At 68.7% G+C, this 25,158-nt stretch carries 19 protein-coding genes; 10 read left to right on the plus strand and 9 right to left on the minus strand.

The genetic code is table 11. The features are described from left to right. Positions 1 to 128: 128 nt before the first annotated feature. The 7 genes from proP to BX604_RS23175 form a co-directional block, all read right to left on the minus strand. A complete protein-coding gene (proP, locus tag BX604_RS23140) occupies positions 129 to 1,598 on the minus strand; it encodes a glycine betaine/L-proline transporter ProP (protein WP_098553201.1) in 1,470 nt (489 codons plus the stop codon). 477 nt (positions 1,599 to 2,075) lie between these two features. Continuing rightward, positions 2,076 to 3,143 carry a porin gene (locus tag BX604_RS23150; protein WP_098553203.1) on the minus strand — a complete coding sequence of 356 codons (1,068 nt, stop codon included), beginning with the start codon at positions 3,141 to 3,143 and terminating at the stop codon, positions 2,076 to 2,078. Positions 3,144 to 3,374: 231 nt separating this feature from the next. Beyond that, positions 3,375 to 5,369: an acetate--CoA ligase gene (acs, locus tag BX604_RS23155; protein WP_179894859.1), complete on the minus strand. Its 1,995-nt coding sequence runs from the start codon at positions 5,367 to 5,369 to the stop codon at positions 3,375 to 3,377. Between the two features lie 257 nt (positions 5,370 to 5,626). Next, a complete protein-coding gene (locus BX604_RS23160; RefSeq protein WP_373562433.1) occupies positions 5,627 to 7,540 on the minus strand; it encodes a sigma-70 family RNA polymerase sigma factor in 1,914 nt (637 codons plus the stop codon). After that, on the minus strand, positions 7,524 to 7,841 hold the full coding sequence (locus tag BX604_RS23165; RefSeq protein WP_098553204.1) for a high-potential iron-sulfur protein: 318 nt from the start codon (positions 7,839 to 7,841) through the stop codon (positions 7,524 to 7,526). Before BX604_RS23165 ends, BX604_RS23160 begins: the two co-directional genes overlap by 17 nt. Positions 7,842 to 7,917: 76 nt before the next feature. Continuing rightward, positions 7,918 to 9,177 (minus strand): c-type cytochrome, encoded by a 1,260-nt coding sequence (locus BX604_RS23170; protein WP_098553205.1) that lies wholly within the window; start codon positions 9,175 to 9,177, stop codon positions 7,918 to 7,920. A 74-nt stretch (positions 9,178 to 9,251) separates the two neighbouring features. Continuing rightward, positions 9,252 to 10,979 carry a methanol/ethanol family PQQ-dependent dehydrogenase gene (locus tag BX604_RS23175; protein WP_098553206.1) on the minus strand — a complete coding sequence of 576 codons (1,728 nt, stop codon included), beginning with the start codon at positions 10,977 to 10,979 and terminating at the stop codon, positions 9,252 to 9,254. 637 nt (positions 10,980 to 11,616) lie between these two features. Between BX604_RS23175 and BX604_RS39710 the strand changes: the two genes are divergently transcribed. The 4 genes from BX604_RS39710 to BX604_RS23195 all read left to right on the plus strand — a co-directional run bounded on the left by BX604_RS39710 (position 11,617) and on the right by BX604_RS23195 (position 16,001). Beyond that, positions 11,617 to 12,480 (plus strand): energy transducer TonB, encoded by an 864-nt coding sequence (locus BX604_RS39710; protein ID WP_098553207.1) that lies wholly within the window; start codon positions 11,617 to 11,619, stop codon positions 12,478 to 12,480. A gap of 10 nt (positions 12,481 to 12,490) precedes the next feature. Continuing rightward, on the plus strand, positions 12,491 to 13,210 hold the full coding sequence (locus BX604_RS23185) for a MotA/TolQ/ExbB proton channel family protein (protein ID WP_098553208.1): 720 nt from the start codon (positions 12,491 to 12,493) through the stop codon (positions 13,208 to 13,210). After that, complete coding sequence (locus BX604_RS23190) at positions 13,207 to 13,635, plus strand: ExbD/TolR family protein (protein WP_098553209.1); 429 nt, start codon at positions 13,207 to 13,209, stop codon at positions 13,633 to 13,635. Before BX604_RS23185 ends, BX604_RS23190 begins: the two co-directional genes overlap by 4 nt. A gap of 68 nt (positions 13,636 to 13,703) precedes the next feature. Further along, the gene (locus tag BX604_RS23195; RefSeq protein WP_098553990.1) at positions 13,704 to 16,001 is read left to right on the plus strand and encodes a TonB-dependent receptor; all 2,298 of its coding nucleotides are present in this window, start codon (positions 13,704 to 13,706) and stop codon (positions 15,999 to 16,001) included. Here BX604_RS23195 and BX604_RS23200 read toward each other — a convergent pair. Next, the gene (locus BX604_RS23200; RefSeq protein ID WP_098553210.1) at positions 15,986 to 16,987 is read right to left on the minus strand and encodes an alpha/beta fold hydrolase; all 1,002 of its coding nucleotides are present in this window, start codon (positions 16,985 to 16,987) and stop codon (positions 15,986 to 15,988) included. The two genes, BX604_RS23195 and BX604_RS23200, sit on opposite strands and share 16 nt — an antisense overlap. Positions 16,988 to 17,235: 248 nt before the next feature. Between BX604_RS23200 and BX604_RS23205 the strand changes: the two genes are divergently transcribed. The 6 genes from BX604_RS23205 (at position 17,236) to pqqE (ending at position 22,732) form a co-directional block, all read left to right on the plus strand. Then, a complete protein-coding gene (locus BX604_RS23205) occupies positions 17,236 to 19,242 on the plus strand; it encodes a sigma-54-dependent Fis family transcriptional regulator (RefSeq protein ID WP_143748081.1) in 2,007 nt (668 codons plus the stop codon). A gap of 299 nt (positions 19,243 to 19,541) precedes the next feature. Then, positions 19,542 to 19,616, plus strand: a complete 75-nt coding sequence (gene pqqA / locus BX604_RS23210) for a pyrroloquinoline quinone precursor peptide PqqA (RefSeq protein WP_006410019.1) — start codon at positions 19,542 to 19,544, stop codon at positions 19,614 to 19,616. A 64-nt stretch (positions 19,617 to 19,680) separates the two neighbouring features. Further along, positions 19,681 to 20,604 (plus strand): pyrroloquinoline quinone biosynthesis protein PqqB, encoded by a 924-nt coding sequence (pqqB, locus tag BX604_RS23215; protein WP_098553211.1) that lies wholly within the window; start codon positions 19,681 to 19,683, stop codon positions 20,602 to 20,604. Between the two features lie 4 nt (positions 20,605 to 20,608). Then, on the plus strand, positions 20,609 to 21,328 hold the full coding sequence (gene pqqC, locus BX604_RS23220; RefSeq protein WP_098553212.1) for a pyrroloquinoline-quinone synthase PqqC: 720 nt from the start codon (positions 20,609 to 20,611) through the stop codon (positions 21,326 to 21,328). After that, positions 21,325 to 21,606 carry a pyrroloquinoline quinone biosynthesis peptide chaperone PqqD gene (pqqD, locus tag BX604_RS23225; protein ID WP_096508948.1) on the plus strand — a complete coding sequence of 94 codons (282 nt, stop codon included), beginning with the start codon at positions 21,325 to 21,327 and terminating at the stop codon, positions 21,604 to 21,606. Before pqqC ends, pqqD begins: the two co-directional genes overlap by 4 nt. 1 nt (position 21,607) lies before the next feature. Next, positions 21,608 to 22,732 (plus strand): pyrroloquinoline quinone biosynthesis protein PqqE, encoded by a 1,125-nt coding sequence (gene pqqE / locus BX604_RS23230; RefSeq protein WP_098553213.1) that lies wholly within the window; start codon positions 21,608 to 21,610, stop codon positions 22,730 to 22,732. Positions 22,733 to 22,761: 29 nt separating this feature from the next. Here the strand turns inward: pqqE and BX604_RS23235 are convergent, their stop codons facing one another. Further along, the gene (locus tag BX604_RS23235; RefSeq protein WP_441301359.1) at positions 22,762 to 25,146 is read right to left on the minus strand and encodes an LPS-assembly protein LptD; all 2,385 of its coding nucleotides are present in this window, start codon (positions 25,144 to 25,146) and stop codon (positions 22,762 to 22,764) included. Between the last annotated feature and the right edge of the window lie 12 nt (positions 25,147 to 25,158).

The following is a 25,158-nucleotide window of genomic DNA, read 5'->3' on the forward strand; positions in this document are numbered from 1 at the left end:
GCGGCCGGTGCCGCGTCGCGGGCATACACGGCGCCGGTCATACGCAGCGGCTGCAAGCTGGGCGACGATGCGCGGCTTCGCGTGCGTCGTCGAACGCACGCTGTTGATGCGCGGCGCGCCGGCAGGCGTTACGCGCGTTCGCCGACCGGCGTGAACTTGCGGGCGCGCACGCGGCCCTCGTCGGCGCCGCGGCGAATCAGGTCCTGCGCTTCGGCACGGCTCGCGACGCACGGCGCGGAGCCAGGCAGCGGCCGGCGCGCCGACTCGCGCAGCGCGAGCACCGACACGATGCCGATGAACGACGCACCCATCAGGTAGTAGGCCGGCATCATCAGGTCGCCGGTGCGATCGACGAGCCATGCGGTGACGAGCGGCGTCGTGCCGCCGAACAGCGACACCGACACGTTGAAGCCGATCGCGAGCGCGCCGTAGCGGATCCGCGTCGGGAAGAGGGCGGGCAGCGCCGACGGCATCACGCCGGTGAAGGTCGACAGCAGCGTGCCGTAGATCAGCATCCCGCCGAACACGGGCAGCATCCCGCCGGTGCGGATCAGCATCAGCGCCGGCACCGACAGCACCAGCAGCCCGACGCAGCCGAACATCATCACCGGCTTGCGGCCGAGCCGGTCCGACAGATGCCCCGCGTAGAGCGTCATCGGCATCATCAGCACCATCACGAGCAGCACCATGAAGAGCCCGTGCGTTTCGTTGAAGTGCAGCGTCGCGGACAGGTAGTTCGGCAGGTACGACAGCGCCATGTAGTCGGTCACGTTGAAGATCAGTACGAGCCCGACGCACTGGAGCAGCGGCCGCCACTGTTCGGCGAGTAGCGTGCCGAACGACTGCTTCGGGCGCGATCGTTCGTCCGCTTCGCGTGCTTCCGCTTCCTTCTTGAACGCCGGCGTTTCCTCGAGCTTGAGCCGGATGTACAGGCCCACCAGGCCGAGCGGGCCCGCGATGAAGAACGGCACGCGCCAGCCCCACGACAGCAGCGCTTCCTGCGACAGCGTCGCCGTCAGCACCGCAACGGTCGCCGCACCGAGCGTGTAGCCGATCAGCGTGCCGAACTCGAGGAAGCTGCCCATGAAGCCGCGGCGCTTGTCGGTCGAGAATTCGGCGATGAAGGTGGCGGCGCCGCCGTATTCGCCGCCGGTCGAGAAGCCCTGCACGAGGCGGGCGACCAGCAGCAGCACGGGCGCCATGATGCCGATCGACGCGTAGCTCGGAATCAGGCCGATCGCGAAGGTGCCGACGGCCATCATGATCATGGTGGCGGCGAGCACGCGCTGGCGGCCGATGCGGTCGCCGAGCGGGCCGAACACCATGCCGCCGAGCGGGCGCACGAGGAACGCGGCCGCGAACGTGCCGAAGGTCGCGAGCAGCTGCGCGGACGGGCTGCTGGACGGGAAGAACACTTTGCCGAGCGTGACGGCGATATAGCTGTAGACGCCGAAGTCGAACCATTCCATCGCGTTGCCGAACGCCATGGCCCCGACCGCGCGCTTCAGGACGGCAGGGTCGACGATCGTGATGTCATCCAGCTTGAGGGCCTTGCGTGAAGATCGGGCTTTCGCGGCGTGCGCGTGCGATGAACTCAAGGAACGCTCCTGGCAGGGCCGTCGCCGCCGGACGGCAGGTGTGCGGCACGCAGGCCGCAGGACCGTCGGGGACGAAGGCGTTGTCTCTGGATCGCCGTGATGTCGAGGATGCGGCGCGCAGCGCGCGACACCCGGCGAGTGTGTTGGTGTGAAGCAGTGTAGAGAAACGGGCGGAGCCGACTATCGGTCATGCGCCCGGAAACCGGTCGTAAACGACACGGTTGGCGCACCGGGACAACCCGCCGCGCGGCAGAGGCAGGCATGCATCCTGCGATCCGGACAGCGGCGCGAGCGGTCTATACCGGGCATGGACGAGCATGAATGCCGCACGATGGAGCGTGCGTGCGTCGTGCGGGACGACGGGATGAACGCGGATTCACAGGGTGCGAAAGTTGTCGTGAATCCGGGGGCGGGTAAACGGTTCGGACTGCGAATCCAGAGCGGCGACGGTTCGACACACCTGCCGCCGCTCGTGGATCAGAACATGTGGCGGATCCCGACGTTCGCGCCGACGGTCGTCCCGGTGACCGCGTAAAGCGCGTTGTTGATCCCCAGCCCGGTCTCCATCGCACCGTGGTTGTTGACCATCGCGACCTGGGCGTACAGCGCGGTCGCCTTCGACAGGTTGTAGCTCGCGCCGACGGCCGCGAGCAGCGAGTGATTGGCCGTGTCGTTGCGATCGCTCGTGAACCACACGCCGCCGTTCACGTCGACGGCCGGCGTCGCCTGATAGTCGAGGCCGCCGCCGTAGACGTTGCTGCTGAACGATCCGCCGACCTTGTAGCTCGCGAACGACGCCTTCGCGGTGACCGGGCCGAACCGGTACGCGGCGCCGATCGTGCGCCCGACGAACGCGACGGTGCTCGGCGTCGGCGTCGGGTTGGTGCCGTCGTTGCCGTCGTAGAACGCGGCGTCGAGCATGAAGCCGCCATGCTCGTACTTGAGGCTCGCCGAGTACTGGCGGCCGGCCTGGAAGTCGCCGGCCTTGCCGCCGAGCGCGATCATCGCGCTGCCGGTGAGGCCGGCGATCGTCGGGCTCGTGTACGACACGGCGTTCGGGTTGAACAGGCCCGTCACGAGCACGTTGTCGACATAGTTGATCAGTCCGCTGCCGAAGTGCGAGAAGCTGCGCGGGTCCGAATCGAAGATCGCGAGCAGGAACGGCGAGTACTGCACGCCGGCCTTGACGGTGCCGAAGCCGCCGTCGAGCCCGACCCACGCCTGGCGGCCGAAGAAGTTGCCGTTCGAATGGGCGAACGCGCCGTTGGTGACGGCAAAGCCGCTTTCGAGCTGGAATCGGGCCTTGAGGCCGCCGCCAAGATCCTCGGTGCCGGTCATCCCGAACGTCGTCGGCGTCATGCCGGTGTCGGTCATCGCGAACTGATGGCCCGCGTTCCCGCCGGTGCTGGCGTCGAGCGTCTTGCTCGTGTACAGCAAGGCGGCGTCGAGGTTGCCGTACAGCGTCACGCTGCTCTGCGCGAACGCGCCGGTGCAGGCCATCGTGCCGGCCAGTGCGGCGCAGCCGATCCAGATCTTGCTTGTCATGGTGTGTCTCCAGTGTTGTTGTACGTCCGGGTGCATCGAACAGGGGAATGCGACGCCAGCTGCGCGAAGCGCGGGCGGTCGCACGGGCCGCGCACACAGGGTGGGGCGCGGCGGGACGCACGCGCGCGGACGGGTAGCGGCCGCGCGCGACGCGTTCATGGCGGGGATGGCGGCCGGAACGCGCGTGCGTCGAAGAGGTCGGGTAGAACAGGCGGATGCGGACCTTGCCGGTCAGAGCGAGCAGCCAAGCTGGTCGAGGATCGCCGGGTTCTCGAGCGTGGACGTGTCCTGCGTGATCGCCTCGCCCTTCGCGAGCGAGCGCAGCAGACGCCGCATGATCTTGCCCGAGCGCGTCTTCGGCAGGTTGTCGCCGAAACGGATGTCCTTCGGCTTCGCGATCGGCCCGATCTGCTTGCCGACCCAGTCGCGCAACGACTTCGCGAGCGCCGCGGCCTCTTCGCCTTCCGGGCGCGAACGCTTCAGCACCACGAACGCGACCACCGCCTCGCCCGTCGTGTCGTCCGGACGGCCGACCACCGCCGCTTCGGCAACCAGCTCATGCGAGACCAGCGCCGACTCGATCTCCATCGTGCCGAGCCGGTGGCCCGACACGTTCAGCACGTCGTCGATCCGGCCCATGATCGTGAAGTAGCCGGTGTCCTTGTCGCGCACGGTGCCGTCGCCGGCCAGGTACAGCCGCCCGCCGAGTTCCTCGGGGTAATAGCTCTTCTTGAAGCGCTCCGGGTCGCCCCAGATCGTGCGGATCATTGCCGGCCACGGACGCTTGACGACGAGAATGCCGCCTTGCCCGTTCGGTACGTCCTGGCCCGTCTCGTCGACCACCGCCGCCATGATGCCCGGCAGCGGCAGCGTGCACGAACCCGGCACGGTCGGCGTCGCGCCCGGCAGCGGCGTGATCATGTGGCCGCCGGTTTCGGTCTGCCACCACGTGTCGACGATCGGGCAACGCTCCTGGCCGACGTGCTTGTGGTACCACATCCACGCTTCAGGATTGATCGGCTCGCCGACCGTGCCGATGATGCGCAGGCTCGACAGGTCATAACTCTTCGGGTGGACCTTGTCGTCGGCCTCGGCGGCCTTGATCAGCGAACGGATCGCGGTCGGCGCGGTGTAGAACACCGTGACCTTGTGGTCGCCGATCATCTTCCAGAAGCGGCCCGCGTCCGGATAGGTCGGCACGCCCTCGAACACCACCTGCGTGCCGCCGCATGCGAGCGGGCCGTACGTGATGTACGTGTGGCCCGTGACCCAGCCGATGTCGGCCGTGCACCAGAACACGTCGTCGGGTTTCCAGTCGAAGGTCCACTTCATCGTCTGCGCGGCCCACAGCAGGTAGCCGCCCGTGCTGTGCTGCACGCCCTTCGGCTTGCCGGTCGAGCCCGACGTATACAGGATGAACAGCGGATGCTCGGCGCCGACCCATTCCGGGGCGCACGTGTCGGACTCGGCGTCGGACAGTTCGTGCATCCACAGGTCGCGCTCGCCGTGCCAGTCGATCTTGCCGCCGGTGCGGCGATAGACGATCACGCTCTTGACGGCGTCGCAGCCGCCCATCGCGATGGCCTCGTCGGCGATGCTCTTGAGCGGCAGCGTCTTGCCGCCGCGCGCCTGTTCGTCGGCGGTGATGAGCGCGACGGCGCCCACGTCGACGAGCCGCTCGTTCAGCGATTTCGCGGAGAAGCCGCCGAACACGACCGAGTGGGTCGCGCCGATGCGCGCGCAGGCCTGCATCGCGACGATGCCCTCGACCGACATCGGCATGTAGATGACGACGCGATCGCCCTTGGCGATCCCGCGTTTCTTCAGCGCATTCGCGAAGCGCGACACGCGTGCGAGGAGGTCCGCATAGGTGACACGCGTGACGGTGCCGTCGTCGGCCTCGAAGATCACCGCGACGCGCTGGCCGTTGCCGGCTTCGACGTGGCGGTCGAGGCAGTTGTACGACGCGTTGAGCTCGCCGTCGTCGAACCACTTGTAGAACGGCGCGTCGCTCTCGTCGAGCACCTGGGTGAACGGCTTGTGCCAGCTGAGGCCCTCGCGTGCGAGACGCGCCCAGAAGCCTTCGTAATCGCGTTCGGCTTCGGCGGCAAGCGCGCGGTAGGCCGGCATGCCGGAAATGGTTGCGCGCGCGCGCGTGTTGGCCGTCGGTTCGAAGATTCTGCTTTCCTGAAGGATCGATGCGATGGCGGTCAAGGTGTGCTCCATGAAAATCGCGGGTGGTGGCTTGCATGTCGAAACGCAACTTGCATGCCAATCGCGTGTCGGTATCCGGTCGGAACGGCGTCAACGTCGTTCTCGCGCGGTTTGCATCGTTCGATCCGGACTGCAAAGCATTGGGGAATCGAATGCAGGGCATCGTCGCTGCCGCACGCGTTGCGTCGAAATGCAGCAGCGGTGTTGCAGGCGTCAACACGGCGAGCAACGAGCAACGCACGTCGCCCGCGCCGCCGGCCGCACGCGTGCTACGCGATGAGCGACCGGAGCACGCCGAGCGTGTCCGACGCGCGAAGACGGTCGAGTGCCGACGCTTCGATCTGGCGCACGCGTTCGGCGGACAGGTTCAGGTGGCGGCCGATGTCGCGCAGCGAACATCCTTCGCCCGCATGCAGCCCGTAGCGCAGCCGCAGGACCATCGCTTCGCGCGGCGGCAGCCGGTCGATCGCGCACGCGACGGCATCGCGCAACTGCGCGGCGCCCGCCGCGTCTTCGGGCGAGGGCATCGCCAGGTCCGGCACGACGTCGACGAAGGTCATCTCGCCCTCCGGCGACACCGGCACGTCGGCCGACATCGGCTCCTTCACGATCGCCATCAGGTCGCGCACCTTGTCGACCGGCTCGCCCATGTGCGCGGCCAGTTCCGCCGGCGTCGCGGCCGCGCCCGAGCGCTGCCGATGGTCGCGCGCGAGCCGCTTCAGCTTGTTGAGCGCGTCGACCGTGTGGGTCGGCACGCGGATCGTGCGTCCGAGATCGGCGAGCGCGTGCGTGATCGCCTGCCGGATCCACCACGTCGCGTAGGTCGAGAAGCGGAAGCCGCGCCGGTAGTCGTAGCGCTCGATGGCCTTCAGCAGCCCGATGTTGCCTTCCTGGATCAGGTCGGCGAACGGCAGGCCGCGATCGGGATAGCGCTTCGCGATCGACACGACCAGCCGCAGATTCGCATCGAACAGGCCCGTGCGCGCCGGCTGCATCGCGCGTTCGATGGCCGCGAGACGCGCATCGAGCGATGCGGTCGCGCGCGGCGGCAGTGCCGATGCGGCGGCCCCGCGCACGATCGCGTTGCGCGCATGGACGAAGTCGGCCGAACGTCGCGTCAGCGCCGGCCCGCAGGCGGGATGCGCGGCAATGCACGACGCGAGCCAGCCGCCGTGGTCATCGTCGGCCGGCTCCGCGAACGACGGCGGGACGCCCACGTCGGCCAGCATGCGTTCCAGCCGGCCGCGCAACGCACGGTGGCGGCGTGCGCGGGCGCGCAACGGCTCGCTCATCCGTTCGAGCGCGCGCGCGGACAGGTGCAATGTGCCGAGCAGCGCCGCGGCGTCGCGGACGTGCGAGCGATATGCGGCAGAAGCGGCGTCGCCGGACCTCAGCGCCGCGCGCATGCCGTCCGCGAGCGCGTCGATGCGGGCGAGTCGCGCGACGACCGCGGTGCGCCACGCGGAATCGTCCTGCCGCATCCGCGCGCCGTCATCGTCATCGTCGTCGTCGTCGTTGCGGACGGGTTCGCCGGTACACGCGGACGACGCCTCCGCCGCGCGATTGGCGGACGGCGCATCGTCGCACGGACCGTCGGCGAGAAAGATCACATAGGTCGATGCGGCGCTCCGGCGTTCGGCGATCTCGTGGCGAATCGACACCAGCGCATCGAGCGCATCCGGATCGCCGCACAGCACCGCGACCGCCGCCGCCCGGCCGCGCTCGATCCGTCGCGCGTACGCGAATTCCTCGTCGCGCGTAAGGAGCGGCGTCGTGCCCATCTCGCGCAGGTATAGCCGGACCGGATCGGTCGTGCGCGGGGCGAGCAGGTCGGCCGCGGCAAATGAGCCGGCGCTGTCGGCCCACGCACGCACGGGCGGCGCGGGCCGGAAGTAGCGCTCGAGCGTCCAGCCGCTCGCGGACTCGCTGCTGTCGCACACCGCGATGCCGAGTTCGACGAGCACCGCGGCGGCCGCGTCGATGCCGCTTTCGTTCGCGTTTTCGTCGGGCAGCACGTCGATGATGTCGCCGCGCGTGACGAAGCCGCGCGCGAGGCCGGTCGCGATCAGCGTGTGCAGGTGCGCGACGGCGTGCGGCAGCGCGCCGTCGTCGGTCGCGGCGACGCGGGCCGGCGCGTGTTGCGCCGGCATCCCGTCGCGCGCCACGTCACGCGCGCTTGGCATACACGTTGCACCAGCCGTCGGCCGCCACCGACTTGCCGCCGAACATCGGGCACGTGCCGCTCGCATCCGCCGCTTCGCCCTTGTAGAAACGGCAATTCGCGCAGCGCTCGCCGGCCTGGTATTTCGGGAACTTCGCGGTGTCGACGCTCGATGCGCGGGCGCGATAGCCGAGCGTCTTCGCGGCGGCGTCGTTCTCGTCGACGAGCGGTGCCGCCGCGAGTGCCGTGCGCGACGCGGCGAGCGCCGCGCACAGGCCGAGGGTGTTGACGATGAAGGTTCTGCGGGAGGTGGGGGACGTCACGGTCGTTTCCTGGTGAAGATGAAATCGTGGGGAAGGGCGCGGCCCGCGTCGCGTGGCGAGGCCGCTTGCCCGGGGGTTACTGGCTCGCGTCCTTGTGCGCGGCGGGACCGGCGACGAGCGGCGCGTTCGAGGCGCGCGCGGTATCGGCCGTCAGCTTGCCGTTGCCGGCGACATAGCCGTTCGACGCGAGCAGGAAGGCCATCAGGTCCGCGTAGTCGTCGTCCTTCAGCTTGCCGGGCTGGTCGGCGGGCATGTTGGTTGCCATGTAGCCGAACACGCCGCCGATCGTCAGGTGCGAATGCGACAGCGGCGCGAACGACGGGCCGCTCAACGCGGGCGCGGTATTGCCTTCGAGGTCGACGCCGTGGCATTTCGCGCACGCGCTGCCGTAGATCGCCTTGCCGTGCGCGGCCTGCGCGGCATCGAACGTCGGCGCCGGGTCGCCGGTGCTCGCGGCAACCCGGATGAAGCCGCCGCCGGCGGGCAGGTTGCGCGCGCGCAGCAGGCCGCCCGGCGCATGGCGGCCGGCCGCCAGCGCGCCGTCGGCGACGCGTGCCGGCGCGCGCGACTCGTGTGCTTCGAGCGCGCTGCCGGGCAGCGACCACTTGCGGGTCAGGGCGTCGAGCCGGCCGTCGTGCTTCATCTGCGTGAGCGTTGCGTCGACCCGCTGCTGCAACGCGGCCGAGCGCGACGCGAATGCAAACGTGAGCTGCCAGTCCGCATACGGAGACGACGTCGCGCCGATGCGGAACGTCTGCTTCGGATGCGCGGCCTGATACGCGACGACGGCCGGATACCAGACGATCGCGCGATGCGCGCGGCCGCGGGCGACCGCGTCGACCGTTTGCTCGGAGGTATTCTCGAGATCGAAGCGCGCGCCCTTCTGCTGGACCGCGATCAGTTGCGCGGGGCTCGCGTAGGTCGCCGCGACGATTTCGCGGCCGGCCGGCGGCGTGCCCGCGTCGCGGCGCGTGACGCTGACGTAGCCCGAGCGCAGGTAGCCCTGCGAGAACAGCAGCCTGGTATCCGATGCGTCGGCGATCGCCGAGCGCGGGAAGCCCGCGAGCACGTCGCAATCGTGGTCGAGGATGCCCGCGAGTTCGTGTGCGGATACGCCGTCGTCGTCGCTGCCGCCGACGTCGTGCGCAGAGAAGGTGGCGGCAACGCCGGCCGCGCGGAACACGTCGCGGGCGACGGCCTTGTCGAGTGCGGCCGTCGGCGTGCCGGGCAGCGAGCAGATGCGCACCGGCGTCGCAGCCGTGGACAGCGCCGGGGTCAGCGCCGTGCCTGCCGCGAGCGCGCAGGCCACGGCGAGGCGGGAAAGTCGAAGGTTCATGATCGTCGCTCGGTTGGAAACGGTGAGGCGCCCGCGCCGGCGGCGCGGGTGCGATGCGGTCGACCGGACGCCGATCAGCCGCGGTTCAGGGCGAACACGTACAGCGTGCCGCCGCGCGGCACGTCGTCCGCCGCCTTGGCCATCGGGCCGCCCCAGATCGGGTTCGCACCGCCGTAGCCCGCGAGTACCGCGACGTACTCCTTGCCGTCGACTTCGAACACCGACGGCTGCGCGATGATCCCGCTCGCGAGCTGCGGGCTCTCCCACAGCACCTTGCCGGTCGACACGTCGAACGCGTACAGGTGGCCGTCGAGCGAGCCGCTGAATGCGAGGCCGCCCGCGGTCGTCGCGACGCCGCCGTTCCACGGCAGCTTGCTCCAGTGGCTCCACACCTTCTTGCCGGTGTTGACGTCGATCGCCTGCAGTTCGCCGTAGCCTTCGCTGCCCGGCTCCGGCTTGATCTCGAAGCCTTCGCCGAGATACGGCAGCCCTTCCATGTAGTTGACCGACTTGCCGGACAGGCTCATGCACGCATGCAGCGCCGGCACGATCGCGAGATGGTGCTCGGGGTCGTACGACACGGACCACCAGTTCTTGCCGCCGAGGAAGCTCGGGCACGTATCGATCGTCGTGCCGACCTTCGGATACTTCGCGGGATCCTGGATCGGCGCGCCGTCTTCCGTGTAGCCGGTGACCGAGGTCGCCTTCACGAACGGCTCCGCGTAGATCAGCTTGCCGGTATCGCGATCGATCGCGTGGAAATAGCCGTTGCGGTCCGCGTGGAGGATCGCGTCGTGCTCCTTGCCCTTGTACGTGATCGTCGCGAGCACCGGCGTGTTCACGCCGTCATAGTCCCAGGTGTCGTGCTTCGTGTACTGGTAGTGCCACTTGAGGTCGCCGTTCTTCGGGTTCAGCGCGAGCAGCGAATCGGAGTACAGGTTGTCGCCCGGGCGCAGGTCCGCGAGCCACGGCCCCGGGTTGCCGACGCCCCAGTACAGCGTGCGGGTCGCCGCATCGTAGGTGCCGGTCAGCCAGGCCGGCGCGCCGCCGTGCGCCTGCATCCCGTCGGGCCACGTGTCGCCGTGCTTCTCGCCCTGGCCGGGGATCGTGAAGCGCTTCCACAGCAGCGCGCCGTCGCTCGGGCTGAGCGCGGCGATGAAGCCGCGTGCGCCGTATTCGCCGCCCGAGCTGCCGACGACGATCGCGCCGTCGAGTGCGAGCGGGGCGAGCGAGAACGCATAACCGAGGCCCGGTTCGAACATCTGCTTCTTCCACACGAGCGCGCCGGTCTGCGCGTCGAGCGCGGCGACTTCGCCGCTCAGCATCGCGACGTAGACGTTCTTGCCGTACAGCGCCACGCCGCGGTTCACGACGTCGCAGCAGGCGGTCTTGAACGACTCCGGCCCGAGCTTCGGCTCGAATTTCCACAGTTGCGCGCCGGTGGTGGCATCGAACGCGTAGACGTTGTCCTTCGGCGTCGTCACGAACAGATAGCGGCCGTTGACGATCGGCGTGGCTTCGAAGCCCTGCTTCAGTTCGGCGGGAAACTTGTAGCTCCATGCCTGCGTCAGCTGCTTCACGTTCGACGTGTCGATCTGCTTGAGCGGCGAATGCGCCTGGCCGTTGTACGTGCGGTAGTAGGTGAGCCAGCCCGGATCGCGCTGCGCATCCGTGAGCCGCTGGTACGTGACGGCCGGATAATCCGCGGCGGCGTCCACCAGGCCGGGATTCAAGGCGATGGCCGCCGCTACGGCGATGCCGATCGTTGCCAGTCGGCTCGTCAAAGCCGGGACTTTCTTCATGGTTGTCTCCTGAGTCATTGTGGTCGCACCGCGGCCAACACGCGGCCGGGCCGGCGGGGTGGTATTCCGGGTCCAGTGCGCAGCCAGTCACGCAAATCGCATGCCATTGCCGCGCGAGCCGCGCCGCGCAACGCGCAGCGGCCAATTGCGCGTGCCGCGACGGGATTGGCGCGGCGTCGCGGGTGATCCGTGCCTGTTGCGTTCGGGGACAGCCGCGGGCGCAGTGTTGCGAAACATGACAGTGCGCGCCCGGGTGCAGCGCTCAGGCATCGCAGGGCGCGCGACGCGCTGCGGCGTTCTTCGTCGTTGAACGCAGCGGCCTGCGATGGCGGGCACGCGAGCGTCGTCGATGGGCGCGATCCGGATCGCGTGGTGCGGTGCGACTCGCCCATGCCGTGGACGATGCGCGCCGCGAATGCGCGGTCGAGCGGCGCGCATCGCTTGCGCGGCGGTGGGGGCGCCGTGCCGCTGATCCAAATTGACACAGGTGCAACAGGGTTGGCACGAACTGCAACAGGTGCGAGGCGTCGCGCGGTTGGGCGGGTGCGTCGGCCTGTTGTACGCACGGGCGATGCGCGCATCGGCATGCTTCTTGCCCCTCGGAACGGGAAACGATTTCGCGCAGCGAGAGACCGTCATGAATGTTCCGATTTCGTCCGATGCCGTTCGCCGATCAGACCGTCGCCGTCTGGTCGCGCTGGCGTACGGCATCGCACCGGCCGGTCCGCATGCGGCGACGATCGCGATGCCGTCCGCGGCGCGTTCGCGCGAATCGTCGAAGGTCGTTGCGCTGACAGTGCTCGTCGTGCATTCGGCGCTCATCGTTGTGCTCTGGCATGCGGCCGCATCCGATACGCGATCGACGCTGCCGCGCGCGCTCGCGGTCGAAGTGGAGGCGAGCGAAGCGATGAAGACCGGGCCGGACGTGCAGCGCCGCGCGAACGTCGTGACTTCAGCGCCGCCCGCGCGTGCGCATGCGAGCCGTGATGCGGCCGTGCATCGGGACGTTCGGCCGAGCTTGCCGGCGCCGCGTCTCACCGGCCACGCGAGGCCCGCGCAATCGCCCGCCACCGCGGTCGAGCGGCCCGACGGCGACGTCGCCCGCACCACGCCCGCGCCGAAGGCCGCAGCAACGACTGCTGCGATCGCATCGGCCGATACCGTGCCGGCGGCACCCGCACCCGCCGTGCAGCCCGCACCGCCCGCGGCCGAACCCGTCACCGCGCCACGCTTCGCTGCGGCCTATCTGCACAATCCCGCACCTGATTACCCGGACGTCGCCCAGCGGCGCGGCTGGGAAGGCACCACCTTCCTGAACGTGCACGTGCTCGCGAACGGGCGGCCCGACCGGGTCGTGCTGGCGGCAAGCAGCGGACACGATGCATTCGACGACGCAGCGGTGGCGGCCGTGACCGACTGGCGCTTCGTGCCGGCGAAGCGCGGCGCGCAAGCGATCGACGGCTGGGTCCGGGTGCCGGTCGTGTTCAAGCTCGAAAACTGAGGAATCCGTCATGTCGAACTACATCCAGTACGCAGTGGTGGGCGCGTTCGCGTTGCTCGCGATGCTGTCGGTGCTCACGTGGACGCTGATCGTCGCCAAGGCGCTGCTGTACGCGCGCCTCGCAGTCGGCAACCGTCGCCATGCCGCGCGTCGAAGCGACCGCATGGCACTGACGATGCCAACGGACGACGACGCGGCCAGCAGCATGAACGCGCGGCTGCAGCGCGCGATGTGTCATGTGCTGCGCGACTTCGCAGCAGCTGAACCGGACGCTCCGGCCGCGCTCGTCGCATGGGATCGCCGCGACCTGCTCGAGCGCACGCTCGCGCGCGAGATCCGCCGCGAGCAGCGCCCGCTCGAGCGCGGGCTCACCCTGCTCGCGTCGACCGCGAACGTCGCGCCATTCGTCGGCCTGTTCGGCACGGTGTTCGGGATCGTCCACACGCTGCAAGCGATGACGGCGTCGGGCACCAACGGTATCGAGGCGATCGCGGGACCGATCGGCCAGGCGCTGGTCGCGACCGGCGTCGGCATCGGCGTCGCGATCCCGGCCGTCCTTGCGTACAACCTGTTCCTGCGGCGGCTCAAGACCGTGACGGCCGCGCTCGACGAGTTCGGGCAGGACCTGATCGCGCTGGCCGAGCAGCGGCAATTCCGGCTCGATGCGCCGGTGCATGCCGCGACGCCGGAAGCCCGCAACGCGGGTGCCGCGCGTCGGGCGGCCGTATGAAGACCGATTGCCGCGATGCCGATGCTGGCGAGCCGCTCGGCGAAATCAACGTGACGCCGCTCGTCGACGTCGTCCTCGTCTTGCTGGTGATTTTTCTGGTTGCCGCGCCGCTGATGACGCATGCGATTCGCGTCGACCTGCCGAAAACCGCCGCGACTACGCACGACACGCACGCGTCGACCGTCATCGTGGCCGTCGACGGTCACGGCGCCGTCTACGTCGACGGCCGGCCGACCGCACCGTCCGACGTCGAATCCGTGCTGGCCCGACACGTCGCGCGCGATCCGCGCACGAGCGTCAGCCTGCACGCCGATCGCACCGAGCCGTTCGGTACGGTCGCCGCCGTCATTGCGTCGATCGGACGTGCCCGCGTCGCGCACGTTGCGATCGCGACGGCCGACGGAGCAGGCGGTACGGCGCACTGAATGGATCGACCGTTGCGTCGATTGCCGTCCACGCGTCGCATAACTACAACGAAACAGGAGACATGGAAATGAATGAAACCGATGTGGCGAAGCGCCGCTTCGTCGCCCGGCGCGCCGGCGTCACGCTGTGCTTCGGCGGCATGCTCGGCGGCTGGCTCACGCCCGCGGCGGCGCAGGTTGAGCCCGCGGCCAACGTCGATGCGCCGACGCTCGCGCCGGTCGTCGTCGTCGGCACGACGCCGCTGCTGGGTATCGGCACGCCGCTGTCGCGCGTGCCGGCCAACGTGCAGACGTTTCGCGGCAGCGATGTCGCACACCAGCACGACAGCGTATTGACCGACTTCTTCGAGAAGAACGTATCGAGCGTCGCCATCAACGAAGCGCAGGGCAATCCGTACCAGACCGATGTGACCTATCGCGGCTTCACGGCGTCGCCGGTCCTTGGCACGCCGCAGGGTCTGTCGGTCTTCGTCGATGGCGTGCGCGTGAACGAGCCGTTCGGCGACGTCGTGAACTGGGATCTCATCCCGCAGGCGGCGATCGACACGATGCAGCTGATTCCCGGATCGAACCCGACCTACGGGCTCAACACGCTCGGCGGCGCGCTCGCGATCACGACGAAGAACGGCAAGACGAGCACGGGCGGCTCGGCGGAGGTGTCGGTCGGCTCGTGGGGACGCAAGATCGCGCAGATCGAGCAGGGCGGACGCATCGGCAGCAACCTCGACTACTACGTGACCGGCAACGTCACGAACGACAACGGCTGGGCCGATCACAACGGCAGCCGCGTGCGGCAGGGCTTCGGCAAGCTGCGTTACACGGATGCCGATACGACGCTGTCGATCTCGGCCGGCGGCGCGGACAACTCGCTGCAGGGCACGCAGACGATTCCGCGCTCGTTTCTCGACAATCGCGCGCAGGCCTATACCTACCCCGACCTGAACCAGAACAGCGCCGCGTACGTGACGGTGTCGGGCGACCATTCGTTCAACGATCATGTCCAGCTCAGCGGCAACCTCTACTACCGGCACTATCGCAACACCAACGTCAGCAGCAACGTGAACGACGATTTCGGCAGCGTCGACGACGGCGTCACCGACACCGTGCAGGCCAGCAACGACAAGTCGGTGGTCGCGACCGACAGCTTCGGCGCGAACCTGCAGCTGACCCTGCTCGGCAAGCTCGCCGGCATGGACAACCAGTTCGTCGTGGGTGCGTCGGCCGATCTCGCGAACTCGGATTTCCAGCAGTCATCGCAGGATGCCGCATTCACGGATACGCGCGCGCCGATCGGCATCGGCGATTTCACGCAGACGACGCACGCGAAAACGCGCAACGGCAACTACGGTTTCTACTTCGATGACACGCTGGCGCTGACGCGGCAGTGGTCGCTGACGCTGGCCGGGCGCTACAACTGGGCGCGCGCGGCCATCGAGGACGTGAGCGGCCTGCAGCCGCTGCTGACGGCGCGTCACTCCTTCTCGCGGTTCAATCCGGCCGTCGGCGTCACGTGGAATCCGGTGCCGGGCTTCACCGCCTATGCGACGTACAACGAAGGCATGCGCTCGCCGACCGCGATCGAGCTCGCATGCGCCGACCCCGCCGCGCCGTGCTCGCTGCCGAACGACTTCCTCGCGGACCCGGCGCTGAAGCCGGTGATCGCGAAGACGATCGAGCTGGGTGCGCGCGGCCGCGTTGGCCAGGCGACAACGTGGAGTGCGGCGGTGTACAACACGACGCTCGACGACGACATCCAGTTCATCAGCAGCGACGGCGGCGCGAGCACGCTCGGCTATTTCCAGAACGTCGGCAAGACCCGCCGGCAAGGCTTCGAGCTCGCCGGGCACACGCGGCTCGGGCCGGTCGGCATCGGGATGAGCTACAGCTACGTCGACGCGAGCTACCGCTCGACGTGGACCGAAAGCAGTGCGAGCAATTCGAGCGCCAATGCGCAAGGCAACATCGTCGTCCACTCGGGCGACCGCATTCCCGGCATTCCGTCGAGCACCGTGAAGCTGCGGCTCGACTATGCGGCGACGCCGAAGTGGACCGTCGGCACCAACCTCACGTATCGCAGCGGCGTGTTCGCGCGCGGCGACGAGAACAACCAGGATGTGAACGGCAAGGTGCCCGGCTATTTCCTGATCGATCTCGATACGACGTGGCAGGTGTCGAAGCATCTGCAGCTGTTCGCATCGGTCACCAACCTGCTCGACAAGCGTTACGCGAGCTTCGGGGTGCTCGGCCAGAACTTCTTCAACGGGCCCGGTCATTCGTTCGACGGACTCGACCCGGTCAACGAGCAGTTCGTCGGGCCGGGCGCGCCGCGCGGTGCATGGATCGGTGCGCGCTATGCGTGGGATTGAGCGTGCCTGCCGGCATGCGGCGGCGGGCACGCCGTGATGGCCAGCATCGCGCGCAAGGCGCGAGCGACGCCCCGCGCCAGCGCGTCGTCGCTCGCGAGATGGCCGGCCGGCACGCATTCGACGACGGCGTCCGGCACGACGCGCGCGAGACGCTCGACGTTCCCGACCGGGCAGACGCGGTCGCGCGTGCCGTGCACGGCATGCAGCGGCACGCCGGCTTGCGCGGCCTGTCGCGCGCGCGCGAGCAGCGGCCGCTCGCCGAGCCAGCACGCACGTTGCAGGTAGTGCGCCTGGATCCGGTATTTGTCGATCAGCCGCTCGACGGTTCGGTGCGTCGGGCGCGCACCGCGCGCCGGCCGCCCGGTCAGGATCGAGTCTTCGTACGCGTTCCATGCGAGCGCGATCGCACGCTGCCGGGCCGGGCCGGCACCCGGTTGCAGACGCCGCGCGCAGCAGGCGATCAGCCGGTCGGCACGCGTGGTGCCGGCGGCGCCCGTCAGGCGCAGCCATTCGCGTGGCGCCCGCGCGCGTGCGCCGACGAACAGCCCGCGCACTTCGCGCGACGACGTGAGGAACAGGCCGCGCAGCACGACGCCGGTGACGCGCGACGGATGCTGTCCCGCATAGGCGAGCGCGAGGGCCGCGCCCCACGATCCGCCGACGACACCCCAGCGGTCGATGCCCAGTTGCGCGCGCAACGCATCGAGGTCGCCGATCAACTGCATCGTATTGTTGTGACGCAGGCCGCCGCGCGGCGTCGATGCGCCCGCGCCGCGCTGGTCGACCAGCACGACGCGCATCCGCGTCAGGTCGAACAGGCGCAGCACCGCGGGACGGCAGCCGCTGCCGGGGCCGCCGTGCAGCACGACGACCGGCGCGCCGTGCGGGTTGCCGGCTTCGGTCCAGGCAATGGTGTGCGCATCGCGGGACAGGCGATGCAGTGGCCGGGTACGGGAGACGGAGCGGGGTTCGGAGGGTCGGGTCATGTCGGCCGGCAGTGAAGGGGAAACACGAAGGCCCGGCGCAAAGCCGCCGCAGCCGATTTGGATGAAGCGAGAATCGCGCCCGTGACGCGGATAGGGATTCGTCCGATCGTCTTTCATTAGCCTTTCGATTTGTTTCGGCAGCGCCGCGACGACACGGATTCGCGTGCGAATCGCATCGTGGCCCGATGTTTGCTTGTATCGACGGCAAAGAGTCCGGCAACTGACCGGAGGGATCCCAGGAGGAGACAATGCGCGATGACGTTCATCCGACGGCCAACGCACCGGCCGCGCATGCGCCCGGCTGGCCGGCGCCGACGATCCAGAAGTCGCATGAGCGGTCCGAGACGTTCGGGTTGCAGGCATCGGCCCGCCCCGACTACGACTTGCTGTCCGGCACCGCGCTCGCGCTCAAGCGCGAGCAGAACCGCGTGCTGTGCGTGCATGCGATGCCCGTGATGGAGACGCTGCACGAGCAGATCGTCAATACGCAGAGCATGATCGTGCTCACCGATGCGGAAGGGCTGATCCTGCATTCGATCGGCGACGACGATTTTCTGCGGCGCGCGGAACGGGTCGCGCTGCGCCCCGGTGCGAACTGGGCGGAGAGCCGGCAAGGCACCAATGCGATCGGCACCGCGCTGGCGGAGCTGTGTCCGATGGTCGTGCACGGCGACCAGCACTTCCTGGCCGCGAATCATTTCCTGACCTGCTCGAGCGTGCCGATTCTCGATCCGTACGGCGACGCGATCGGCGTGCTCGACGTGACCGGCGACCATCGCAGCTATCACCAGCACACGATGGCACTCGCGAAGATGTCGGTGCAGATGATCGAGAATCACCTGTTCACGACGACCTTTCAGGAGACGCTGCAGGTGTCGTTTCACGGCCGCCCGGAATTCCTCGGGACATTGATGGAGGGGATCGTCGCGTTCACCGCCGACGGCCGCTTCCTGTCGGCCAACCGCAGCGCGCAGTTCCAGCTCGGGATGCCGCTCGCCGCGCTGCGCGCGCATACGCTGGCGTCGCTGTTCGACGTGACGAGCGCGCAGCTGATCGACCGGATGCGCGCGAGCACCGAGCCGCACGTGGCCCTGAACCTCGGCAATGGCGCGGTGGTGTGCGCACGCGTCCAGTTCCGGCGCGCGCTGCGCGCCGAGGGCAGCCGCCCCGCGGAGGTGCACGACGGCGCGGCGCCGGCCGCGCGGCCGCACGCCGCGCAGCATGCGGCAAGCCTGTCGCGTCTCAGCTATCTCGACACCGGCGATCCGCAGGTGGCGGCCGTGATCGCGAAGGTCCGCAAGGTGATCGGCAAGGACATCCCGGTGCTGATCACCGGCGAGACCGGGACCGGCAAGGAGCTGCTCGCGCAGGCGATCCACAACGACTCGCCGCGCCGCGACGGGCCGTTCGTCGCCGTCAACTGTGCGTCGATTCCCGAGACGCTGATCGAGTCCGAACTGTTCGGCTACGAGGAGGGCGCATTCACCGGCGCCCGCCGCAAGGGGGCGACCGGCAAGCTGCTGCAGGCCAACGGCGGCACGCTGTTTCTCGACGAAATCGGCGACATGCCGTATCCGCTGCAGGTGCGGCTGCTGCGGGTGCTGCAGGAGCGCATCGTCAACCCGCTGGGCTCGACGAAGGCGATCGGCGTCGACATTGCGATCATCTGCGCGACGCACCGCGACCTGCGCGACATGATTGCGCAGAACCGCTTTCGCGAGGATCTGTACTACCGGCTCAACGGTCTCGTCGTGCGCCTGCCGCCGCTGCGCGACCGCACGGATCTCGCGGTCGTCGTCCAGAAGATGCTGCAACGGGAGACGCTGTCGGGGCCCGGCCGCCGGCCGTTGAGCGTCGCGCCCGACGTGATGGCGCTGTTCGAGCGCTGCGCGTGGCCGGGCAATTTCCGGCAGCTCGCGAACCTGCTGCGCACCGCGTCCGCGATGGTGGACGACGACTGCGAGATTCGTTGCGAGCATTTGCCGGACGATTTCTTCGACGACGTGCGGCGCGGCGGCGAGCCGGCGGCCCAGGGTGGCTGCGTGTCGACGCTCGCCATGGAAGCGCCCGCGTGCGCGGCTGCAACCGGCGATGCGCGCCTGCAGGACGTGGCCGCGTCGGCGATCGCGGCCGCGCTTGCGCGCCATGGCGGCAATGTGTCGGCCGCCGCACGCGCGCTCGGCGTGTCGCGCAACACGATCTATCGCAAGATGCCGGCGGTCGGGCCCGATTCGCTGCAACCGGACGACGCGTGACGCGCCGCGACTGTCACACCGGTGTGTCAGGTTGCAACACAGGGTGTTCAAGGATTCAACACCTGTCACGCCCGCGACGCCCGCCCGCGGCCGTCACCTGACGGTTTCTGAAAGTTTTTCGTCTGGAATTCGTAATATTTCCCGCATCACGACGAGGCGGTGGCCGTCGCACGCCATCACGCGCCTTTGCACGCGCCGGCACGTCGCCAACCCAGCCCCGGCACGCTCCTTGCTGAACGGATATCGGCCGCTCGATCGATGCGGTTGTTCGACTCACCCACTCAACAAGGAGACACATCATGCAATGGACCACCCCCGCGTATACCGACCTGCGCTTCGGTTTCGAAATCACGATGTACATCGCCAACCGCTGATCGACCCGCGTGGTGCCGCCCGCATCGACGGACACGATGCGGGCGGCATCGGGAGCATACGCAGATGAAGATCAAGATACTCGGCTCGGGCGCCGGCGGCGGGTTGCCGCAATGGAACTGCAACTGCGGCAACTGCCGCCGCGCGCGCGCCCGCCACGACGGCATCCTGCCGCGCACGCAATCGTCGATCGCGGTCAGCGGCGACGGCGTGGGCTGGGTGCTGGTGAACGCGTCCCCGGACATCCTCGCGCAGGTGCGCGCCGATCCCGACCTGCAGCCGGCCCGCGCGATTCGCGACAGCGCGATCGTGGCCGTCGTGCTGTGCGATGCCCAGATCGATCACGTGACAGGGCTGCTGATGCTGCGCGAGCGCACGTCGGCGCTGCCGCTCTACGCGAGCGCGCCGGTGCTCGACGATCTGTCGACGGGGCTGCCGCTCGTGCCGTTGCTCGGCCACTACTGCGGGGTGGACGTTCACACGATCGCGCCGGGCGAACCGTTCGCGATACCGGGCGCCGGCGGCATCCGTTTCACCGCGGTGCCGGTCGACAGCAAGCCGCCGCCGTATTCGCCGCGCCGTGCGGCGGGCGTGCCCGGCGACAACATCGCATTACTCATCGAGGACACGACGAGCGGCCGGCAGGCGTTCTATGCACCCGGGCTCGCCGATGTGGATGACGGCGTGCGTGCCGCGATGCGCGATGCCGATCTCGTGCTGGTCGACGGCACGTTCTGGACCGGCACCGAGATGATCGACCTCGGCCTGTCGTCGAAGCACGCGGCCGACATGGGGCATCTCGCGCAATGCGGCGACGCGGCGCGGCCCGGGATGATCGAGCGGCTTCGGCTGTTGCCGGCCGGCACGCGCAAGGTCCTCACGCATATCAACAACACGAATCCGATTCTCGACCCCGGTTCCGCGGAGCATGCGCAGTTGCGCGAGCACGGCATCGAGGTCGCCCACGATGGCATGCAATTCGAGGTTTGACCACATGAACGCACCGATTTCCGCCGCCGCGTTGCACGCGACGCCCTGGAGCGCGCAGGAGTTCGAGGCGCAGCTGCGCGCGCTCGACGCGCGCTATCACATTCATCATCCGTTCAACCGGCGCCTGAATGCCGGCGCGTGCTCGCCGGCGCAGATCCGCGGCTGGGTCGCGAACCGCTTCTACTACCAGGTCAGCATTCCGTTGAAGGACGCGGCGATCCTGTCCAATTGCCCGGACCGCGACACGCGGCGGCTGTGGGTCGAGCGCATTCTCGATCACGACGGGCATGGCGACAGCGCAGGCGGGATCGAGGCGTGGGCGCGACTCGGCGAGGCGGTCGGCATCGATCGCGCGGAACTGTGGTCGCTCGCGCACGTGCTGCCCGGCGTGCGGTTCGCCGTCGACGCGTACGTCAATTTCGCGCGGCGCGCGCCGTGGCAGGAAGCCGTGTGCTCGTCGCTGACCGAGATGTTCGCGCCGCAGATTCACCTCGACCGGCTCGCGGGCTGGCCGTCCCACTATCCGTGGATCGAAGCGGACGGGCTGCAGTATTTCCGCAGCCGCGTGCCGCTCGCGCAGCGCGACGTCGAGCACGGGCTCGCGGTGACGTTGAGCCACTTCACGACACCGGACGCGCAACGGCGCGCGCTCGACATCCTGTCGTTCAAGCTGGATGTGCTGTGGTCGATGCTCGATGCGATAGAAAAGGCGTATCCCGTATGAACTCCAACGACGCCGTCAGCGGCGTGCCGCTGCGCCCCTCGCTGAGGGGCATGTACCGCCTGCAATGGGAGTCCGCACAGGATGCGTACGTCCTGCTGTATCCGGAAGGCATGGTCAAACTCAACCCGAGCGCGGGCGAGATACTCGCGCGATGCGACGGCACGCGCGAGCTCGACGACATCATCGACGAACTCGAGCGACTGTTCAGCACGTCGGACCTCGCGTCGGACGTCTATCGTTTCCTCGATCATGCGCGACTGCGCGGCTGGCTCGACTGACATGAACCCGACATCCGATCCGAACCGTCCGTCCGCGCCGCTGTGGCTGCTCGCGGAGCTCACTTACCGCTGCCCGCTGCATTGCGCGTTCTGCTATAACCCGGTCGATTTCGCGACGCACGGCGCCGAGCTCGATACCGATGCATGGCGCACGGTGATCAGCGACGCGCGGGCGCTCGGCGCCGCGCAGATCGGGTTTTCCGGCGGCGAGCCGCTGCAGCGCGGCGACCTGGAGGTGCTGGTCGAACATGCGCGGTCGCTTGGCTTCTATACCAACCTGATCACATCGGGCGTGGGCCTGAATGCCGCGCGCATCGACCGGCTCAAGGCGGCCGGGCTCGATCATATCCAGTTGTCGTTGCAGGATTCGACGCGCGAGCTGAACGATTTCCTGACGAGCACGCGCACGTTCGACCTCAAGCGCGGCGTCGGGCGGCTGATCAAGTCGCACGGCTATCCGATGGTGCTGAACTGCGTGCTGCATCGCTACAACCTGCCGCACGTCGGCCAGATCATCGAGATGGCGCTCGACCTGGGCGCTGATTTTCTCGAACTCGCCAATACGCAGTACTACGGATGGGCGATGCTCAATCGCGACCAGTTGATGCCGACCATCGAGCAACTGCGTGAAGCGGAGGAAACGGTCAACCGCTACCGGAAACTCGTCGGCGAACGCTGCAAGATCCTGTTCGTCGTGCCGGACTATTTCGAGCAGCGTCCGAAGGCATGCATGAACGGCTGGGGTTCGGTCTTCCTCGGTGTCGCGCCGGACGGCACCGCGCTGCCGTGTCATGCCGCGCATGCGCTGCCCGGCCTTACGCTGCCGAACGTGCGCGACCGGTCGCTGAAAGACATCTGGTACGAGAGTGACGCGTTCAACGCGTTTCGCGGCGACGGCTGGATGCGCGAGCCGTGCCGCACGTGCGACGAGCGACATGCGGATCACGGTGGGTGCCGGTGCCAGGCGTACATGCTGGCGGGCGACCCGGCGGAGGCCGATCCCGTGTGCGCGAAGTCTGCGCATCACGGTCGCGTCGAACAGGCGGTGCAATTCGCGCGACGGCCAGCGCGGCAGGACGAGCATCCGCTGGTTTTCCGGAGTGTCGCCAATTCGATGATGCGTTGAGATCCGCCGGTGCCGGCGCTGCGTCGCGCTTACGGATAATCGGTGAACCGCGACGCCGGCGCCGGCAGCGTCGGTGTCGAATAACCTGGCACATTCGCGCGGAATTGCTGCAGCAGCCCGTTGTCGATGCGGCTCAGTCCGTTGAGCTGCAACTGCACCAGCACCCGCGTACCGGTGGTCGGCGACGTCGTCCCGTTGTAGTTGGTGTACTTCTGCAGCGCGACGCTGACGGCCCAGCAGTCGGCCGCATACTGAAACCCGAGCAGCCCGCCGACGAGCCGGTGCGCGGCCAGATCGTAGTCGATCGACCCGACGCCCGACAACGCATGCGTCAGCGGCCACTGCGCGGACAGCAGCACCTGGTTCTCCGGCTCGTCGTCGAGCGTCGCGTTCGCGCGTGCATACAGGTAGGCGAGATTGATCACCCTGCCGTTGGCCGGCTTCCAGTCGACGCCGGCTGTCGCCTGCGTGAGTTCGTTGCTCGACTGGTTGTATTCGACCGCCTGCTGCAGCTCGAGGGTCGGGCCGAGATGGAGTGCGGCGCCTGCGACCACATCGGACGGGCCGACGGTCGGCGGCGTGTCGTCCGGCATCGTGACCTGCGACGCGCGGAAGTAGTATTCCTGCGCGAGGACGAACCGTGCGAGCTCGGTGCCGCTGCCCGCGTCGATGAAGCGGGTGGTGACGCCGGCCGTCAGCCGGTTCATGTCGCTCACGCGGTCGCCGCCGACGAAGCGGTTGCTCGTGAAGATCTCCGCGAGGCCGAAGTCGATCGGCGCGGTGTCGAACGCGGGCGCGAACGTCTGGTTGCGGTACGGCGTATCGACGTAGTACAGCCGCGGTTCGAGCGTCTGGATCATGTCGATGCCGAACAGCCGGACCGCGCGCTCGAACGTGGCGCCCATGTCGAGGCTCGCGGTCGGCACGTTGACCGTGAAGTTCTTCGGTTGCCCGGCGGGCGCGTCGCTGCCGATCGACGTCAGGTCGTACGACGCCGCGTGCCACTGCAGCATCGGCGTGATGTACCAGCCGGGCGCGACGATCGGGTAGGCGACGTGCGCGTCGAACGTCATCCGGTTGCCTTCGGTCGAATCGGCGGACGGGATCGTGAAGCGCGTGGCGTTCGCATCGACGCCGAAATCGAATCCGCCGACGTTGTAGCGCGTGTATTTCGCGTCGAGCTCCGGCGCGCGGTTGTACGGCGGCGCGGTCGTGAACGACTGCCAGTTCTGCACGCGCGCGAGCACCGACCACGGACCGTGGTTCCACGTGACGCCCGCTTCCTGCTGGAACAGCGTCTGCGAGCCGACTACCAGCGAATTCGCGCTCGAGAAGTCCGACGGCACCGACGCGTCGGACACGCGGTTGTAGTTCGCATACGCGGCGAAGCCGTTGCCGAGGTTCTCGCGATGCTGGAACGCGATCGAATACCGGTTGGTGTGCGTCGTCGCATCGTCCGGCAGCACGCTCGCGGAGAACGAACCGGAATAGGTCGGGCTCAGATAGCGGAAGTCGGTCGTCAGCATCGCGCCGCGCTTGGTCATCAGACGCGGCGTGACCGTGAGGTCGTAGTTCGGCGCGAGATTGAAGTAGACCGGGACGGCGATGTCGTAGCCGCTCGTCGAGCTGACCGCGAACGTGGGCGGCAGGATCCCGGTGTGCCGCTCGCCGTTCAGCGGAAACGACATCCACGGCGACGCGAACAGCGGCAGGCCGGCGAATACCAGCACGCCGTCGTGCGCGACGCCTTCGCCGGCGTCGTTGTCGAGGTCGAGTCGCGCCGCATGCAGATACCACGCGGGCGAGGTCGTGCAGTGGCAGGTCGTATACGTGCCGTCGTAGACCACTTCGCGCGCGTCGTCGACCAGGTCGATGCGCGAACCCGAGCCCGTGCCGCCGGTCAGGTTGAAGCGGTAGTGCGGCGACGCCATCGTGCCTTCGACGCTGTCGATCCGCAGGTGCGCATCGGGGCCGGAGAAGGCGTTGCCGTCGTGCACGATCCGCACGTGGCCGTACGCATCGGCCGTGTCGGTATCCTCGTCATAGTGGATCGCATCGGCTTTCACGACCGACGGGCCGCGGCGCAGTTCGGCGTTGCCGTGCAGCGACAAATCCTCGTCGACGGTGCCGGTGGCCGTCGCGCCGATGCCGAACGTCGTCGCGGCCTGCCCGGGCGCGAGCGGATGCTCGACGAGCTGCGACGCGATGCGCAGGCCCCACGCGTCGCCGATCCGGTAAGGATCGGCGGCCGCGTTCAGCAACTGCGCAGCGGCGTTGCGCGGCGCGCCGAGCGCGACCGACAGCGCGACGTCGATGAGCGCCGCGACCGCCCACGCACGCAGCCGCGCGATGCCCGGTATCGCGATGCTGTCGACTGGCGCAGCCGGGCGTGCGGGCGTGCGCCGCGACGTCACCCCGCGCGCGGC

The sequence above is a fragment of the Burkholderia sp. JKS000303 genome (genome assembly GCF_002563755.1).
Taxonomy (GTDB): Bacteria; Pseudomonadota; Gammaproteobacteria; order Burkholderiales; family Burkholderiaceae; genus Burkholderia; species Burkholderia anthina_B.